17 protein-coding genes are annotated in these 17,552 nt (G+C 62.9%); 10 read left to right on the top strand and 7 right to left on the bottom strand.

Annotated features, from left to right (window positions below):
• The first annotated feature begins 50 nt into the window (after positions 1-50).
• Entirely contained in the window at positions 51-803 is a 753-nt protein-coding gene (locus NCS00_RS00865; RefSeq protein WP_250438811.1) for a pyrimidine 5'-nucleotidase, read from the top strand.
• Here NCS00_RS00865 and NCS00_RS00860 read toward each other — a convergent pair.
• The gene (locus tag NCS00_RS00860; protein WP_008352003.1) at positions 789-1,109 is read right to left on the bottom strand and encodes a type II toxin-antitoxin system RelE/ParE family toxin; all 321 of its coding nucleotides are present in this window, start codon (positions 1,107-1,109) and stop codon (positions 789-791) included. The two genes, NCS00_RS00865 and NCS00_RS00860, sit on opposite strands and share 15 nt — an antisense overlap.
• Positions 1,106-1,387: a type II toxin-antitoxin system Phd/YefM family antitoxin gene (locus NCS00_RS00855; RefSeq protein ID WP_034470337.1), complete on the bottom strand. Its 282-nt coding sequence runs from the start codon at positions 1,385-1,387 to the stop codon at positions 1,106-1,108. Before NCS00_RS00855 ends, NCS00_RS00860 begins: the two co-directional genes overlap by 4 nt.
• 304 nt (positions 1,388-1,691) lie before the next feature.
• On the opposite strand from NCS00_RS00855, the gene metX reads away from it, so the two are divergent.
• The 4 genes from metX to NCS00_RS00835 are packed head-to-tail and all read left to right on the top strand — an operon-like array spanning position 1,692 to position 5,685.
• Complete coding sequence (metX, locus tag NCS00_RS00850) at positions 1,692-2,837, top strand: homoserine O-succinyltransferase MetX (protein ID WP_008352005.1); 1,146 nt, start codon at positions 1,692-1,694, stop codon at positions 2,835-2,837.
• Positions 2,834-3,442 carry a methionine biosynthesis protein MetW gene (metW, locus tag NCS00_RS00845; protein WP_008352006.1) on the top strand — a complete coding sequence of 203 codons (609 nt, stop codon included), beginning with the start codon at positions 2,834-2,836 and terminating at the stop codon, positions 3,440-3,442. The genes metX and metW overlap by 4 nt, the downstream gene beginning before the upstream one ends.
• A gap of 45 nt (positions 3,443-3,487) precedes the next feature.
• Positions 3,488-4,774, top strand: a complete 1,287-nt coding sequence (locus NCS00_RS00840; protein ID WP_008352007.1) for an AmpG family muropeptide MFS transporter — start codon at positions 3,488-3,490, stop codon at positions 4,772-4,774.
• Positions 4,771-5,685, top strand: a complete 915-nt coding sequence (locus tag NCS00_RS00835) for a M48 family metallopeptidase (RefSeq protein WP_250435426.1) — start codon at positions 4,771-4,773, stop codon at positions 5,683-5,685. Before NCS00_RS00840 ends, NCS00_RS00835 begins: the two co-directional genes overlap by 4 nt.
• Before the next feature lies 1 nt (position 5,686).
• Here NCS00_RS00835 and NCS00_RS00830 read toward each other — a convergent pair whose 3' ends face one another.
• From NCS00_RS00830 to gatC, 5 genes are all read right to left on the bottom strand, one after another.
• Complete coding sequence (locus tag NCS00_RS00830) at positions 5,687-6,472, bottom strand: exodeoxyribonuclease III (protein ID WP_008352012.1); 786 nt, start codon at positions 6,470-6,472, stop codon at positions 5,687-5,689.
• A 21-nt stretch (positions 6,473-6,493) separates the two neighbouring features.
• Positions 6,494-7,333 carry a PPK2 family polyphosphate kinase gene (locus NCS00_RS00825; protein WP_175979711.1) on the bottom strand — a complete coding sequence of 280 codons (840 nt, stop codon included), beginning with the start codon at positions 7,331-7,333 and terminating at the stop codon, positions 6,494-6,496.
• 77 nt (positions 7,334-7,410) lie between these two features.
• Positions 7,411-8,880 carry an Asp-tRNA(Asn)/Glu-tRNA(Gln) amidotransferase subunit GatB gene (gene gatB / locus NCS00_RS00820; RefSeq protein WP_250438803.1) on the bottom strand — a complete coding sequence of 490 codons (1,470 nt, stop codon included), beginning with the start codon at positions 8,878-8,880 and terminating at the stop codon, positions 7,411-7,413.
• 2 nt (positions 8,881-8,882) lie between these two features.
• Positions 8,883-10,388: an Asp-tRNA(Asn)/Glu-tRNA(Gln) amidotransferase subunit GatA gene (gene gatA / locus NCS00_RS00815; RefSeq protein WP_250438801.1), complete on the bottom strand. Its 1,506-nt coding sequence runs from the start codon at positions 10,386-10,388 to the stop codon at positions 8,883-8,885.
• A 56-nt stretch (positions 10,389-10,444) separates the two neighbouring features.
• Positions 10,445-10,744, bottom strand: coding sequence for an Asp-tRNA(Asn)/Glu-tRNA(Gln) amidotransferase subunit GatC (gene gatC, locus NCS00_RS00810; protein WP_008352020.1), 300 nt, complete (start codon positions 10,742-10,744; stop codon positions 10,445-10,447).
• Between the two features lie 376 nt (positions 10,745-11,120).
• Between gatC and NCS00_RS00805 the strand changes: the two genes are divergently transcribed.
• From NCS00_RS00805 to rodA, 5 genes are all read left to right on the top strand, one after another.
• Complete coding sequence (locus NCS00_RS00805) at positions 11,121-12,164, top strand: rod shape-determining protein (protein WP_004189550.1); 1,044 nt, start codon at positions 11,121-11,123, stop codon at positions 12,162-12,164.
• Positions 12,165-12,349: 185 nt separating this feature from the next.
• Positions 12,350-13,468 (top strand): rod shape-determining protein MreC, encoded by a 1,119-nt coding sequence (mreC, locus tag NCS00_RS00800; RefSeq protein ID WP_034470331.1) that lies wholly within the window; start codon positions 12,350-12,352, stop codon positions 13,466-13,468.
• Entirely contained in the window at positions 13,465-13,977 is a 513-nt protein-coding gene (mreD, locus tag NCS00_RS00795; RefSeq protein ID WP_008352165.1) for a rod shape-determining protein MreD, read from the top strand. The genes mreC and mreD overlap by 4 nt, the downstream gene beginning before the upstream one ends.
• Before the next feature lie 82 nt (positions 13,978-14,059).
• Positions 14,060-16,339: a penicillin-binding protein 2 gene (gene mrdA / locus NCS00_RS00790; protein ID WP_008352166.1), complete on the top strand. Its 2,280-nt coding sequence runs from the start codon at positions 14,060-14,062 to the stop codon at positions 16,337-16,339.
• A gap of 11 nt (positions 16,340-16,350) precedes the next feature.
• A complete protein-coding gene (rodA, locus tag NCS00_RS00785) occupies positions 16,351-17,511 on the top strand; it encodes a rod shape-determining protein RodA (protein WP_008352167.1) in 1,161 nt (386 codons plus the stop codon).
• The last annotated feature ends 41 nt before the right edge of the window (positions 17,512-17,552 follow it).

Here is a 17,552-nt window from a genome sequence, read left to right as displayed (position 1 = left end):
TGCTAAAGACGCCCGCCTTCGCGCGGGCGTTCTTACGATAACGGCGCACGATGACCGCGCAACGCCTTTCCCGCCGACGCCGCGTCAAGACGCGCGGCCCCGTCTGGCTCTTCGATCTCGACAACACGCTGCATCACGCGTCGCACGCGGTGTTTCCGGCGATCAATCGCGGCATGACGCAGTACATCATGGATCGCCTGAACGTCGACATCGACGAGGCGAACCGGCTGCGCGTCGGCTATACCGTGCGTTACGGCGCGACGCTGCTCGGGCTCGTGCGACATCACGGCGTCGATGCCGCCGACTTCCTGCACGAGGTGCACACGTTTCCCGATCTTGCGTCGATGCTGCGCGCCGAACGCGGCCTCACGCGCATGCTGCGCGCGCTGCCCGGACGCAAGATCGTGCTCACCAACGCGCCGACGCTCTACGCGCGCACGGTGCTCGCGGAACTGGGCATCGCGAAGCTGTTCGAGCGCGTGATTGCCATCGAAGACATGCGCAGCGGCCACCATTGGCGCGCCAAGCCCGATGCGCCGATGCTCCGCCACGCGATGCGCCGCGCGCACGTGCGTCTCGAGGACGCGATTCTCGTCGAGGACACGCGCGGGCATCTGAAGTCGTATCGGCGGCTCGGGATTCGCACCGTGTGGATCGTCGGACATCTGCCGGTCGCGAAAACGTCGAACGGCGGGCTGTCGATTCGCAAGCCCGGTTCCGGGCGGCCGCACTATGTGGATCGCACGGTGCGCTCGCTGCGCGCGCTGACGCAATCGCGCCGATTGCCGCTACATCCGAAATAAGCGGCGCGCGAGTATGTCTTCGAGGTCCGAGCGTGCATCGACGACGAGATGCACGTAAATCGTGTCGCCATCGACCTTGTAGATGATGCGGTTCGTGCCGCTCGGCACTTCGTAATAGCCCGACATGCGAAAGTCGACGAGCTCGGGCGGCGTCGAGCCGTTGCGCGGCGCGGCTTCGATCTCGGCAATGGTTTCCGCGAACTTGTTGCGCGTAGCGGCCCACGCCGTGCCGCCGAACTTGTTGATGACATAGCGCCGGAAATCCTGCAGATCCCGACGCACCGGATCCAGGAAAACGGTCTTCATTTGAAGCCTTCCTCGCGGTCCATGCGCTCGATCTCGGCGAAGACATCGCCGGCGCTCACGCAGTGGCCGGCTTCGATGGTCTTCTGTCCCATCGCGAGAATCTTCAGCAAGGCAAGCGTCTGATGCAGGTCTTCATAGGACTGCACATCCTGCACGACGACCCTGCCTTCACCGTTCTGCGTGATGAGCATCGGCTCGCGGCTCTCGACGATATTGCGGATCATCTCGGCCGCGCGGCTCTTCAGGTGACTGAGCGGTCTGACCCGGCTCGGTTTCATGTCCTTTCCTCGGGACGACGAGGCGATTAGACAATATAGACGCTAAAGCGGGCCGCATCCAAGGCGCGGCAGATGGCGGCATTATTGACGGCGTTATGACGTTTTCCGCTATACTTCCCCGCTAACGAGATTTTCTCGAACATGAACAGTGCGCCGATTTGCTGACTCGATTGCGGGCGCGCGAACCTCAGTGATCTTTCGCGGGGTTCACTATAAATGCGGCTAAAGAGGTCGTCAGCCGCGCTCGATTTCTCAGGCAGCGCATCGCCGACACCGTTTAGCCGCCAGGTCAAAGGCGGAATGAATGGAATCGATCGGCATCGTCACTCCCCAAACAATGCGCTTCACCGAGCCGCTGCGGATGCAGAACGGCTCGTCGCTCGGCGACTACGAACTCGTCGTCGAAACCTATGGCGAACTGAACGCCGCGCGCTCGAACGCCGTGCTCGTGTGCCATGCGCTGAACGCGTCGCATCACGTCGCCGGCATTCACGCCGATAACCCGAAGAACGTCGGCTGGTGGGACAACATGGTCGGCCCCGGCAAGCCGCTCGACACGAACCGCTTCTTCGTCATCGGCGTGAACAATCTCGGCTCGTGTTTCGGCTCGACCGGACCGATGAGCATCGACGGCGCAACCGGAAAACCGTATGGCGCGAGCTTTCCGGTCGTCACCGTCGAGGACTGGGTGAACGCGCAGGCGCGTCTCGCGGACCGCTTCGGTATCGAGCGCTTCGCGGCCGTGATGGGCGGCAGCTTGGGCGGCATGCAGGCGCTCGCGTGGAGCATGATGTATCCGGAGCGGCTCGCGCATTGCATCGTGGTGGCGTCGACGCCGAAGCTGTCCGCACAGAACATCGCGTTCAACGAGACGGCGCGCTCCGCGATCCTCTCGGACCCCGATTTCCACGGCGGCGATTACTACGCGCACGGCGTGAAGCCGCGCCGCGGCTTGCGCGTCGCGCGGATGATCGGCCACATCACGTATCTGTCGGACGACGACATGGCCGTGAAATTCGGCCGCGCGCTGCGCCGTGCCGAAGGCGCGCTCGACGCGTACAACTTCAATTTCGATGTCGAATTCGAAGTGGAGTCGTATCTGCGCTATCAGGCCGACAAGTTCGCCGAATACTTCGATGCGAACACGTATCTGCTCATCACGCGCGCGCTCGATTATTTCGATCCCGCGAAAGCCTTCGACGGCGATCTAACGAAAGCGCTTGCCAATACATCGGCGAAATATCTCATCACCAGCTTTACGACCGACTGGCGTTTCGCGCCGGCGCGCTCGCGCGAGATCGTGAAGGCGCTGCTCGACAACAAGCGCACGGTGAGCTACGCGGAAATCGACGCGCCGCACGGCCACGACGCCTTCCTGCTCGACGACGCGCGCTATCACAATCTGATGCGCGCCTACTACGAACGCATTGCCACGGAGATCGGCGCATGAACCAGCACACTCTCGATTCCCTCGCGCTGCGCTCGGACTTTCGCGCGATCGCCCGCTGGGTCGAACCGCGCTCGACGGTGCTCGATCTCGGCTGCGGCGACGGTTCGCTGCTGTCGCTGCTCGGTGAAGAACTGGAAGTGAAGGGCTACGGCATCGAAATCAACGATGCCGGCGTGCTCGCGTGCGCGCAAAAAGGCGTGAACGTGATCCAGCAGAATCTCGAAGACGGCTTGCGTCTCTTCGAAGACGACAGCTTCGACTTCGCGATCCTCTCGCAGACGCTGCAGACGATCCATCAGACCGCCGCGATCCTGCGCGAAACGGTGCGCGTCGGACGCGAATGCATTGTGTCGTTTCCGAATTTCGGTTACTGGCAGCATCGGCTTTCGGTGATTCAGGGACGCATGCCGGTGTCGAAATCGCTGCCTTATCAATGGCACAACACGCCGAACGTGCGCGTGCTCACGATCAAGGACTTCGAGGCGCTCGCGCCGGAAGTGGGCATCGAGATTCTGGATCGCGTGGTGCTGCACGGCGGGCAGTCGGTCCGTTGGGGCGCGAACTGGCGTGGTAGTCTTGCGGTCTATCGCGTGAAGCGCCGGTAACATCGACCGGCGGGTTCCCGCATCGACAACTGCCCGTAATCTGACATGCCCGATACGCCACACGAGGCGCCCGCTCTAACTGCTCACGAAGATCATCCCGGATGGCGCGCGTTCCTCAACAAGCGCATCCTCATTTGCGTCTTTCTCGGCTTTACGTCCGGATTGCCGCTCTTCACGCTTTATAGCCTGTTGCAGGCGTGGCTCACGACCGCGCACATCAACGTCAAGGAGATCGGTCTCTTCGCGCTGATCGGACTTCCGTACACGTGGAAATTCGTCTGGTCGCCGCTGATGGACCGTTTCATTCCGCGCTTTCCCGGCTGGAGTCCGGGCAGGCGGCGCGGCTGGATGTTCGTCACGCAAGTGCTCGTGATGATCGCGATCGGCTCGTTCGGCTTCTTCTCGCCTGAGCAGAATCTCTGGGCCGTCGCCGCGATCGCCGCGCTCGTCGCGTTCTTCAGCGCGAGTCAGGATATCGTCATCGATGCCTATCGCCGCGAGCTCCTCGCCGACACCGAACAAGGGCTCGGCAACGCGGTGCACGTCAACGCATATAAGGTCGCGGGACTCGTGCCCGGTTCGCTGTCGCTGATTCTCGCGACCGTCCTGCCGTGGAAAAGCGTCTTTCTGATCACCGCCGCGTTCATGCTGCCGGGGCTCATCATGACGCTCGTCGTGAAGGAGCCGCAGATTCATGGCGCGCCGCCGAAAAATCTGCGCGAGGCGATCGTCGAGCCCTTTCACGAGTTCGTCACGCGTGACGGCTGGCGCGCGGCGCTGCTCGTGCTCAGTTTCATCTTCCTGTACAAGCTCGGCGATACGATGGCCACCGCGCTCGCGACGAAGTTCTTCATCGACGTCGGATTCTCGCTCGCGCAGATCGGCGTGATCGCGAAAGCGGTCGCGTTCTGGGCGAGCATCGCGGGCGGCTTGCTCGGCGGCATCGCGCTCGTGAAGATCGGCATTGCGCGCGGCTTGTGGATCTTCGGCATTCTGCAGATCGTCGCGACGCTCGGCTTCGCATGGCTCGCGAAGATCGGGCCGTCGCCGTTCGCGCTCGGCGTGCTGTACGGCTTCGAAACCTTCGCGACGGGTCTCACGCTCGCGACCTTCACGGCGTATATCGCGAGCACGACCGACCCGCGCTACACCGCGACCCAATTCGCGCTCTTCACGAGCCTCGCGGCCGTGCCGCGCACCTTCGCGGCGGCGGGCAGCGGCTACATCGTGAATGAAACCGGCTGGTTTCCGTACTTCATGATCTGCGTCGCGCTGTCCATTCCGGGCATGTTACTGTTGCCCAAGATCGCGCCCTGGAGAATTCGACGATGACGGTTTCTTTCAAGCTTCGCGCCTTGGTTTGCGCATGGACATGGGCGTCGCTCGCCCCTTCGTCCGCGCATGCCCAGGACGAACAAAAGACGCCGCCGCCGTACTCCGCACCGAACAACCAGATCCGTTTCGGCAATACGGCGCTGTTTCGCAACCTGATTGCGCCCGCGACGCTCGAAGCGCAGGCCGCCGACGAATACGCTCAGGTCATCCACGATGCCGAGCGCAACAAGACGCTGCTCCCCGATACCAACCCGCTCGTCAAACGCGTGCGCGATATCGCGAATCACGAGATTCCGTTCGCGCTCAAGTGGAACGATCGCGCGAAGAGCTGGAAGTGGGAGATCAACGTCATCAAGTCGGCCGACGAGCGCATGGTCTGCCTGCCGGGCGGGAAGATCGTCGTGTACAGCGGGCTGATCGACAAGCTGCATCTGAACGACAACGAGATCGGCATGATGATCGGCCATGAAATCGCGCACGCGTTGCGCGAGCATGCGCGCGAGCGGCTCGGGCGGCAGCAGGCGGCGCAGCTCTCGTCGAACGGCATGCCGCAGCTTTTCGGCTTTTCGAATTACGCGTCGCAGCAGCCCGATATCGGCGATGAACTGCTGACGATGCGCTATTCCCCCGCCGACGAAACCGAAGCCGACGTGATCGGCAGCGAGATCGCGTCGCGCGCGGGCTACGATCCGCGCGCGGCCGTCACGTTGTGGAACAAGATCGATTCGGGCACGCGCCGCGCGGACGATGGCTTCATCTGGCTGCATCCGTACGGGCCGGATCGCCGGCAGGATCTGCTCAAACGCATGCCGGACATGATGCCGCTCTATGCGAAGGCGGTCGGCAAGACCATCGATCAGTTGCCGAATTACGCCGGGATGGGGCGGTTCAAGAAGAGCGGGCGCTAGCTCACTTCTTCTTCGCGATCTTCCAGTCGTAATCGATCGTCAGCGGCGCGTGGTCGCTGAACTTGATATCCCGGAAAATCGACGTCTTCTTCGCGGTCGCGGCGACTTCCTTCGTCGCGATCTGATAATCGATACGCCACCCGACGTTCTTCGCATACGCCTGGCCGCGATTGCTCCACCACGTATATTGCTCGGGACGCTGATCGAGCGTGCGGAATACATCGACATAACCGACGTCGTCGAAAAGCTTCGTGAGCCACGCGCGTTCTTCGGGCAAACAACCGGAATTCTTCTGGTTGCTCTTCCAGTTCTTGATGTCGATTTCCTTGTGCACGATATTCACATCGCCGCACAGGATGACTTCGCGCTCCTTCGAAAGCGCGTCCAGATGCGGCATGAACTCGTCCATGAAGCGATACTTCGCCTGCTGACGCTCGTCGCCGCTCGAACCCGACGGCACATACACCGAAACGACCGACAACTTGCCGAAACGCGCTTCGACATAGCGCCCTTCCGGATCGAACTCTTCCGAACCGAAGCCGATGATCACGTCATCCGGTTCGTGGCGCGTGTACAGACCGGCGCCGCTGTAGCCCTTCTTCACCGCGTGCTGGAAATAGCCCTGGAAACCGTGCGGCGCGAGAAATTCCGGCGTCAGATCGTCCTGCGAGCATTTGATTTCCTGAACGCACACGACGTCGGATTTCTGCTCTCCGAACCAGTCGAAGAAACCTTTCTTGGCGGCCGAACGGATGCCGTTGAGATTGGCGGTTATCACGCGAAACATGTTCTTCCTTTTTGATCTTGATTATTCGACCTTCACGCCCTTCAGCGATTCTTTCGCCGGCGGGAATTCGAGCTTCATGTCCTGCATCGTGCGCAACAGCAGCTCTGCGACCATCACGTTGCGATGCGTCTTCGAATTGCCCGGAATGATGTACCAAGGCGCGTAATCCGTCGATGTCGCCGCGAGCGCGTCGGCGTATGCGGCCTGATAGTCGTCCCATTGCTTGCGCGCTTCGAGATCGGAGACGTCGAACTTCCAGTGTTTCGTCGGATCGTCGATGCGCGCCTGCAGTCGCTCGCGCTGCTCGTCCTTCGAAATGTGCAGGAAGCATTTGACGATGGTGGTGCCGCTGTCAGCGAGCAGCGCCTCGAATTCGCGAATATGCCGATAACGCCGTTCGCATTCGTCGGCATCGATCGACTTCAGCACGCGCGGCACGAGCACGTCTTCGTAGTGACTGCGGTTGAAGATCGCGAATTCGCCGGCCATCGGCGCCTGCGCGTGCACGCGCCACAGAAAATCGTGCGCGGCCTCGCGCTCGGACGGCGCGCGAAACGGCACGATGCGCAAGCCGAGCGGATCGACATCGTGAAACACCGCGCGCACCGTGCCGTCTTTGCCGCTCGTGTCCATGCCCTGCAGCACGAGCAGCACGCGCCGGCGGCGCTGCGCGTGCAGTTTCTCCTGAAGATCGTCGAGCTGCACGCCGATCGCCGTGAGACGCTCGCGGTCGATGTCCTTCGTGCCGCTGGAAAACGGCTTCGCGGACGGATCGATCGCGCTCAGGTCGAATGGCTTGCGCTTCTTGCCGGCGTCGAAGAAAGGCACACGGAAGTCGTCGAGTTCGGGTTTTTTTGCCATATTTTTGTGATCACCAAAAAGAAAGGCCGTCGCCTAGCTTAACCGGCAACGGCCCTGTCTTTCACGCACCGAAACAATCAGCCGAGCTTCTTCTTCAAAAGCTCGTTCACCTGCTGCGGATTCGCCTTGCCCTTGGTCGCCTTCATCGCCTGGCCGATCAGCGCGTTGAACGCCTTCTCCTTGCCCGCGCGGAATTCCTCGACGGACTTCTGGTTTGCCGCAAGCACCTCGTCGATGATCGCTTCGAGCGCGCCGGTGTCGGAAATCTGCTTCAAACCCTTCGCGTCGATGATGCGATCCGCGGCGGCCTCGTCGGTCGCCTTCTCTTCCCAGATCGTCTGGAAAATGTCCTTCGCGATCTTGTTGGAGATGGTGCCATCGGCGATGCGCTGAATGATGAGCGCGAGCTGCGCGGCCGATACCGGCGATTCGCTGATATCGAGCGATTCGCGATTCAGTTGCGCGGAGACGTCGCCCATCATCCAGTTCGCGGCGATCTTCGCCTGGGACGCGCCCGCCTTCTGCACGAGCGCTTCGAAGTAGGACGCCATCGCCTTCGACGATGTCAGCACGCCCGCGTCATACGGCGTCAAACCGTACGTGTCGACGAAACGCTTCTGCATGTCCGCCGGCAGCTCGGGCATCTCGCCCTTCACGCGATCGATCCACGATGCATCGATCACGAGCGGCATCAGATCGGGATCGGGAAAATAGCGGTAATCGTGCGCGTCTTCCTTGCTGCGCATCGAACGCGTTTCGCGCTTGTCCGGGTCATAAAGACGCGTTTCCTGAACCACCGTGCCGCCGTCTTCGATCAGCTCGATCTGACGGCGCACTTCGTACTGGATCGCTTCTTCGAGAAAGCGGAACGAGTTCAAGTTCTTGATCTCGGCGCGCGTGCCGAATTCCTTCTGGCCGACCGGGCGCACCGAGACGTTCGCGTCGCAACGGAACGAGCCTTCCTGCATGTTGCCGTCGCAGATGCCGAGCCAAACGACGAGACCGTGCAGTGCCTTCGCATACGCGACCGCTTCCGCGGCGCTGCGCATTTCCGGCTCAGTGACGATTTCGAGCAGCGGCGTGCCCGCGCGGTTCAGGTCGATGCCCGTCATGCCCGCGAAGTCTTCGTGCAGCGACTTGCCTGCGTCCTCTTCGAGGTGCGCGCGCGTCAGGTTGATGGTCTTCTCGTACGCTTCCTTGCCCGCCTTCTCGTTGGCCGGCACCTGAATCGTGATCTGCCCGCCCTGCACGACCGGAATCTCGTACTGGCTGATCTGATAGCCCTTCGGAAGATCCGGATAGAAGTAGTTCTTGCGCGCGAAGATGCTGCGCGGCGCGATGTGCGAACCGATCGCGAGACCGAAGCGGATCGCGCGCTCGACGGCGCCGCGGTTCATCACAGGCAACACGCCGGGCAACGCGAGATCGACGGGACTCGCCTGCGAATTCGGGCTCGCGCCGAACTGCGTGGGCGCGCCGGAAAAAATCTTGGAGACGGTGGAAAGCTGCGCGTGCGTTTCCAGACCGATGACGACTTCCCACTGCATGTTCACACTCCCGATGCCAATGCCGATGCAGGTGCCTTGCGGTGCCAGTCGGTCGCGCGCTGATAAGCGTCGGCGACCTGGAGCATCCGGGCTTCGTTGAAATAGTTGCCGATGATCTGCAGACCGACCGGCCGATTCGCATTCGCGCCCGCGCCGAAACCGCACGGCACGCTCATGCCGGGCAGGCCCGCGAGGCTCACGGAAAGCGTGTAGATATCGGCGAGATACATCTGCACGGGATCGTCGGCCTTCTCGCCGAGATTCCACGCGACCGACGGCGCGACCGGTCCCATGATGACGTCGCACTGCTTGAACGCTTCCTGGAAATCGCGCGCGATGATGCGGCGAATCTTCTGCGCCTGCAGGTAGTACGCGTCGTAATAACCGTGCGACAGCACGTACGTGCCGACGAGAATCCGCCGCTTCACTTCCGGCCCGAAGCCTTCCGCGCGCGACTTCTTGTACATGTCGAGCAGATCGCGGTACTCGGCCGCGCGATGCCCGTAGCGCACGCCATCGAAGCGCGACAGATTCGACGATGCCTCCGCCGGCGCGATGATGTAGTACACGGGAATCGAAAGCTCGGTCTTCGGCAGCGACACTTCGACGAGCGTCGCGCCGAGCGCTTCGTATTGCTTCAATGCGGCGTCGATGGACGCGCGCACGTCGTCGGCGAGACCCGCGCCGAAATACTCCTTCGGCATGCCGATGCGCAAGCCCTTCAGCGGCTTGCCGGCATCATCGCTGCCGTTCCACGTCTTGCCGAGATAGCGCGTGTAGTCTTCGTTCTCGCGTTGAAGGCTCGTGGAGTCGCGCTCGTCGAAGCCGCCCATCGCGTTCAGCAGCAGCGCGCAGTCGTGCGCCGTTTGCGCCATCGGGCCGCCCTGATCCAGCGACGACGCGAACGCGATCATTCCATAACGCGAAACGCGGCCATACGTCGGTTTGATGCCGGTGATGCCGGTGAACGAAGCGGGCTGGCGGATGGAGCCGCCGGTGTCCGTGCCGGTCGCGGCGGGCGCGAGACGCGCGGCCACGGCAGCAGCCGAACCGCCCGACGAACCGCCCGGCACGGCCTTCATATCCCACGGATTCTTCACCGCGCCGAAGTACGAATTCTCGTTGGACGAGCCCATCGCGAACTCGTCCATGTTGGTCTTGCCGAGCGTGACCATACCGGCGTTCGCGAGGCGATCGACGACGGTCGCATCGAACGGACTCGAATAGTTTTCGAGCATGTGCGAGCCGGCGGTCGATGTCCAGCCGCGCGTGACGAAGACGTCCTTGTGCGCGATCGGCAAGCCGGTGAGCGCGCCCACGCGGCCTTCGCTGATGAGCGCGTCGGCGGCTTTCGCCTGTTCGAGCGTGAGCGCGGCGTCGACGCCGATGAACGCGTTCAATTCCTTCGCGCCCTCGATGCGCCGCAGATACGACTGCGCCAGTTCGACCGCGGATACTTCCTTCGAGTCGAGCGCGGCGCGCAGTTCGGTCAAGCTTTTCTGATGCATTGCAGTTTCCTGATGAGCGCGGTGTGAATCACGCGCTGACGCTGAATGTTTGATGCTTATTCGATGACTTTGGGCACGAGATAGAGTCCGTCTTGCACGGCGGGCGCGCAACGCTGGAACTCTTCGCGTTCGACACGCTCTGAGACAGCGTCGTCACGCAGACGCAGCGCGACTTCCTCGATCTGCTCGATCGGGTGCGCGAGCGGTTCGATGCCGGTCGTGTCGACGGCCTGCATCTGCTCGACGAGACCGAAAAAATCGTTGAGCCGCGTGAGCGTGGGCTCGGCTTCGTGGTCGGGCAATTCGAGCCGCGCGAGGTGCGCGATGCGTTTTACGTCGGTCAGGGTCAAAGACATGGATTCACCGGAGAAAGCGTGGACAGCCTCAATCTCGAAAACTTTCGCTGCAGCAGCCAGTTGCGATCTTGAAAGGAGCCCTCGGAAACAGGTCTGGCGATGGCAAAAACTGCCATCCTTTTCCTATAGATACCCACAAATTATAAGGTATCATTACACGTTCGACTCACCTCTGGAACGGCTTGTCGGCGGCTTTCTCCCGCATTTGATGGATTCCGAGAAACGTTTGCGTCCAGCGTTCCGTTCTGCAGTAGATTTCTTCCCGGATTTGCCCTTCCCGGCGAGCGTTCGCCGCCCCGGCAAACCGTTATTTTTTCCGCTGCCGTCCCCGGCGCTCCTCGCGACGAACGGCCACCCAGCGAGACAGGATTTTTGAATGTTCGGTTTTTTGCGCAGCTATTTCTCCAACGACCTGGCGATTGACCTCGGCACCGCCAACACGCTGATCTACATGCGCGGCAAGGGCATCGTCCTCGACGAACCCTCGGTCGTTTCGATTCGCCAGGAAGGCGGCCCCAACGGCAAGAAGACCATTCAGGCGGTCGGCAAGGAAGCCAAGCAGATGCTCGGTAAAGTGCCGGGCAACATCGAGGCCATCCGCCCGATGAAGGACGGCGTGATCGCCGACTTCACCGTCACGGAGCAGATGATCAAGCAGTTCATCAAGACCGCTCACGAATCCCGCATGTTCTCGCCGTCGCCGCGCATCATCATCTGCGTGCCGTGCGGCTCCACTCAAGTCGAGCGCCGCGCGATCAAGGAAGCGGCACACGGCGCGGGCGCCTCGCAGGTCTATCTGATCGAAGAGCCGATGGCCGCGGCAATCGGCGCGGGCCTGCCGGTTTCGGAAGCAACGGGCTCGATGGTCGTCGACATCGGCGGCGGCACGACGGAAGTCGGCGTCATCTCGCTGGGCGGCATCGTGTACAAGGGCTCGGTGCGCGTCGGCGGCGACAAGTTCGACGAGGCCATCGTCAACTACATCCGCCGCAACTACGGCATGCTGATCGGCGAGCAAACAGCCGAAGCCATCAAGAAGGAAATCGGCTCGGCGTTCCCCGGCTCCGAAGTGAAGGAAATGGAAGTCAAGGGCCGCAATCTGTCGGAAGGCATTCCGCGCAGCTTCACCATTTCGAGCAATGAAATTCTCGAAGCGCTGACCGACCCGCTGAACCAGATCGTGTCGTCGGTGAAGATCGCGCTCGAACAGACGCCGCCGGAACTCGGCGCGGACATCGCGGAGCGCGGCATGATGCTGACGGGCGGCGGCGCGCTCCTGCGCGATCTCGACCGCCTGCTCGCGGAAGAAACCGGCCTGCCGGTGCTCGTCGCCGAAGATCCGCTGACTTGCGTGGTGCGTGGCTCGGGCATGGCGCTCGAGCGCATGGACAAGCTCGGCAGCATCTTCTCGTACGAGTGATCTGCTGCTTCGGGCGTCCGGATATCGACGCAACGCCGAAGCACGCTTGCAAGCACCCGCGTAACGCGACGCGCGCACGGCCCGGCCTCTGTCCGGGCCGTTGTCGGAACAGCGTAGGGCAGGTTTCGCCGCCGGCGAAGTGACCTGCAGCATCGATCCATCCGTTCACGCCCTCGGCGCCGACCATGGAATACAGTCCGCCGCCCCTTTTCAAGCAAGGCCCTTCCGCGCTCGCGCGCCTGATCTTCTTCGTGGTGCTCGCCATCGCGCTGCTCATCTCGGACGCTCGCTTCAGCACGCTGGAAATCGTTCGCGGGATGCTCGGCGCCGGGCTGTATCCATTGCAGCGCGCGGCGCTGGTGCCGCGCGACATCTTCATGGGCGCCGCCGATCTCGCCGTGACCAGCGCGACGCTGCGCAGCGAAAACCGCAAGCTCAGCGACAAGAATCTGGAGCTTTCCGTCAAGGCGGGCGACGCGGCCCAGCTCGCCATCGAGAACGCGCATCTGCGCGCGCTGCTGAATCTGCAATCGCGCGCAACGACCGAAGAAACGCCCGCCGAAATTCAATACGACACGCGCGATCCGTTCACGCAGAAAGTCGTGATCGGCAAGGGTTCGCAGCAGAATATCCAGGACGGCGCGCCCGTCGTCACCGAAGACGGCGTGATCGGTCAGGTGACGCGCGTGTTTCCGCTGCAATCCGAAGTCACGCTGCTCACCGATAAAGACCAGGCCGTGCCCGTCCAGATCTCGCGCACCGGCTTGCGCAGCGTGATTTACGGCACGCCGAAGGGCGACACGCTCGATCTTCGCTTCGTGCCGATCAGCGCCGACGTCCAAGCCGGCGACGAACTCGTGACGAGCGGCCTCGACGGCATCTATCCGCCGGGACTGCCGGTCGCGAAGGTGCTGCGCGTCGACAAGCAGGCGGATACGGCGTTCGCGCGCGTCGTCTGCGTGCCGATCGCGGCCGTGCGCGGCGCGCGCCAGTTGCTCGTGCTGCACTACAACTTGAATCAGCCGCCGAATCCGGTCGAAGTCGAAGCAGCCGCGGCCGCCAAGGAAGCGAAGGAAAACAAGGGCAAGAAGAAGCCCGCCCCGAAGGCTGCCGCCGCAGCGGGCGCGAGCGGCGCTTCCGCTCCGGTGCCGGGTTCTGCGCCAGCGGCTGCAACACCGGCAGCGCCCGCGCCCGCGAAGCCGTCGGAGAAGGCGGCCGAGCCGAAAGCTGCATCGGGCGCGGCGGCGAAACCGTCGAAGAAGGCGCATGCGCCGAAACCCGCATCATCGGGAGCCGCGCGATGAACCGCCCGCAATACATCCTGCAGCCGGTCAATCCGTACTTCATCACGTTCAGCCTGGCCGCCGCGTTCCTGCTGAACCTCATGCCGTGGGGACGGCTCATCGGCGTGCCGGATTTCGTCGCGCTCGTGCTGCTGTTCTGGAACGTGCATCAACCGCGCAAGGTCGGCATGGGCATCGCGTTCATGCTCGGCATCCTGATGGACGTGCACAACGCGAATCTCCTTGGCGAACACGCGCTGGCCTACACGCTGCTTTCGTACGGCGCGATCACGATTCATCGCCGCGTGCTGTGGATGACACTGCCCGTGCAGATGTTCGTCGTCGCGCCGCTGCTGGTGGGCGCGCATCTCGTGCCTTTCATCATCCGCCTGATGACGGGCGCCGCGTTCCCCGGCTGGAGCTATCTCATCAACGGATTCGTCGAAGCGCTGCTCTGGCCGATCGCGAGCTTCCTCCTGCTGATGCCGCAACGCCGCGCCGCCGACCCGGACGATACGCGTCCAATCTGAGTCTTGCCGCGCGGCGCCGGGTCGGCGAAAAAACCGCCGCGCGCGAACTACACTTGAATCGCGAGCACACCGCGAAAGCTGCATGACCGAAATCAAGAACACCGAGCAACAGTTGTCGAAGTTCCGCCTGCGCGTCGCGGCGGCGGGACTGTTCGTGTTCATCTGCTTCGGGCTGATCGGGCTGCGCTTCCTCTATTTGCAGGTCTGGCATTTCAGCAAATACTCGTTGCAGGCAAACGAGAACCGCATTTCGGTCGCGCCGATCGTGCCGAATCGCGGCATCATCACCGACCGCAACGGGGTCGTGCTGGCGAAGAACTATTCGGCGTACACGCTCGAAATCACGCGCTCCAAGATCAACGGCACGCTTGACGAAACCATCGACGAGCTGTCGCAAGTCATTCCGATCGACGCGCGCGACCGCCGCCGTTTCAAGAAGCTTCTCGAGGACTCGAAGAATTTCGAAAGCCTGCCGATTCGCACGCGTCTCACCGACGAGGAAGTCGCCAAGTTCACGGCGCAGCGTTTCCGCTTTCCCGGCGTCGAAGTGCGCGCGCGCCTGTTCCGCCAATATCCGCTCGGCACGACCGCAGCGCATGTGATCGGCTATATCGGGCGCATATCGCAGCGCGATCAGGAGCGCATCGACGACGCGAGCGACGCCAACGACGAAAGCTCGGATCACTACGATCCGCGCCTCGACGCCAACAATTACAAGGGCACGGATTACGTCGGCAAGATCGGCGTCGAGCAGAGCTACGAAACGGAGCTGCACGGCCTGACCGGTTTCGAGGAAGTGGAAGTGACCGCGGGCGGCCGTCCGGTACGCACGATGTCGCGCACGCAGGCGACGCCGGGCAACAATTTGCAGTTGTCGCTGGATATCGGCTTGCAGCAGGTCGCGGAGCAGGCATTCGCGGGCAAGCGCGGCGCGCTCGTCGCGATCGAGCCATCGACCGGCGACGTGCTCGCATTCGTCTCCGCGCCGAGTTTCGATCCGAATTCTTTCGTCGACGGCATCGATCAGCAAACCTGGGACGCGCTCAACAATTCGCCGGATCATCCGCTCTTGAATCGTCCGCTGCACGGCACGTATCCGCCGGGCTCGACTTACAAGCCGTTCATGGCGCTCGCCGCGTTGTCGCTGCACAAGCGCACGCCGGGCTGGGGCTTCCAGGATCCGGGCTACTTCACGTTCGGCGGCCACACGTTCCGCAACGACGTGCGCTCGGGTCAGGGCTGGGTGGACATGAACCGCGCGATCGTCGTGTCGAACGACACGTACTTCTACATGCTCGCGCGCGATCTCGGCGTCAATGCGATGGCCGGCTTCATGAAGCCGTGGGGCTTCGGCCAGATCACCGGCATCGATATCGCGGGCGAGGCGAAGGGCATTCTTCCGTCGACGGAATGGAAGCGCAAGGCGTACCGCAAGCCCGAACAGCAGAAATGGTACGAAGGCGAAACGATCAGCCTCGGCATCGGACAGGGCTACAACTCGTTCACGATCCTGCAACTCGCGCACGCGACGGCGACACTCGCGAATAACGGCGTCGTGATGAAGCCGCACCTCGTGCGCAACATCGAGAATCCGATCAACAAGGACCTGCGCGCGGTCGTGCGCGATCCGAGCAACAAGATTCCGGTGCAGCAGAAGGACATCGACGTCATCAAGCACGCAATGGAAGGCGTCGTGACGAACGGCACGGCAGCGAAGGTTTTCGCGGGTGCGCCCTATCTCGCGGCGGGCAAGACGGGCACGGCACAGGTCTATTCGCTGCAGGGCGCGAACTATCGGGGCCACGGCGGAACGGCCGAGCATCTGCGAGACCATGCGTTGTTCATCGCGTTCGCGCCGGCGGAGCAGCCGAAGATCGCGATCGCGCTGATCGTCGAAAACGGCGGCTGGGGCGCGGAGTCCGCCGGTCCGATCGCGCGCAAGGTGCTCGACTATTACCTCGTCGACCGTCTCAAGCCGGGCGCGGAAGCGGCGGCGGTCGCAGCGGCGGCTTCGGCCACGACCGAAGCGACCGTGCCGGTCATCGGCGGCACGCAACCGCCCGCCGCCGTCGCGCTGCCCGCGTCAGTCGCGAATTCGTCGCCGGCGTTTTCGCCGCAAGCGGCGTCGAATCCGGATGTCGCGAAGGCGGCGTCGGCGCCTGCGGCATCCGCTCCGAAAGTCTCGAAGCCGCGCGCTGCGTCGGCGCCGCCCGCTGCGCCTGCGGCTGCGGTGCCTGCATCGACGCCCGGCCGATCGCCCGCGCCGAAGAAGCGCCCGAGCGAGCCGACGCCCACCATGGTGCGCAGCAACGAAAACGACGGGGTGCGCGTTCTCGCGCCGTCCGGCGGCATCGACGAGTAAAGGAAACCGCCATGCAACTGCACGTCCAATTCGACAAGCGCGAGCTGCTGGACCGCGCCAAGCGCATGTTCGCGGGCTTCGACAAGCCGCTCGCGCTGATCGTGTTCCTGCTGCTCGGCGTCGGAATCGTGACGCTCTATAGCGCCAGCCTCGACATGCCGGGCCGCGTCGAAGACCAGTTGCGCAACATCATGCTGACCTTCGGCCTGATGTGGATACTCGCCAACATTCCGCCGCAAACGCTGATGCGCTTCGCCGTGCCGCTCTATACGGTCGGCGTCGCGTTGCTGATCGCGGTCGCCGCGTTCGGCCTGACGCGCAAGGGCGCGAAGCGCTGGCTCAATGTCGGCGTGGTGATCCAGCCATCGGAAATCATGAAGATCGCGATGCCGCTGATGCTCGCGTGGTACTACCAGAAGCGCGAAAGCAACATTCGCTGGTGGGATTACATCGTCGGCTTTCTCATTCTGATGCTGCCCGTCGGCCTGATCGCGAAGCAGCCGGACCTCGGCACCGCCGTGCTCGTGTTCGCGGCGGGCATGTTCGTCATCTATTTCGCGGGGCTGAGTTTCAAGCTGATCCTGCCGGTGCTGATCGCGGGCGTCATCGCGGTGGCGGGCGTCGCGACCTTCCAGGAAAAGATTTGTCAGCCCGAAGTCGTCTGGCCGATGATGCACGACTACCAGAAGCATCGCATCTGCACGCTGCTCGATCCGACTTCCGATCCGCTCGGCAAAGGCTTCCACACGATCCAGGCGGTGATCGCGATCGGCTCCGGCGGCACGCTCGGCAAGGGCTGGCTGAAGGGCACGCAGGCGCACCTGGAGTTCATCCCCGAGAAACACACCGACTTCATTTTCGCCGTGTTCTCCGAAGAGTTCGGGCTCGCGGGCGGGCTCGTGCTGCTCTTTCTTTATATGGCGCTCATCGCGCGCGGACTGTTCATCGCGGCGAACGGAGCGACCTTCTTCGGGCGATTATTGGCGGGATCGCTCACGCTCGCGTTCTTTACTTACGCGTTCGTCAACATCGGCATGGTGAGCGGGATTCTGCCGGTGGTCGGCGTGCCGCTGCCCTTCATGAGTTACGGCGGAACCGCGCTGACGACGCTCGGCGTCGCGGCCGGGCTCATCATGAGCGTCGCGCGGCAAAAGCGGTTGATGCAGAGTTAGCGGGCTATCTTCCGCCACATGAGCCGCGGCTTCGACCGCGG

The sequence above is a fragment of the Caballeronia sp. AZ1_KS37 genome, from assembly GCF_023631165.1.
In the GTDB taxonomy this organism is placed as follows: Bacteria; Pseudomonadota; Gammaproteobacteria; order Burkholderiales; family Burkholderiaceae; genus Caballeronia; species Caballeronia zhejiangensis.
Note: the sequence above shows the minus strand (reverse complement) of the source record. Positions and strands in the feature narration are given on the sequence as shown.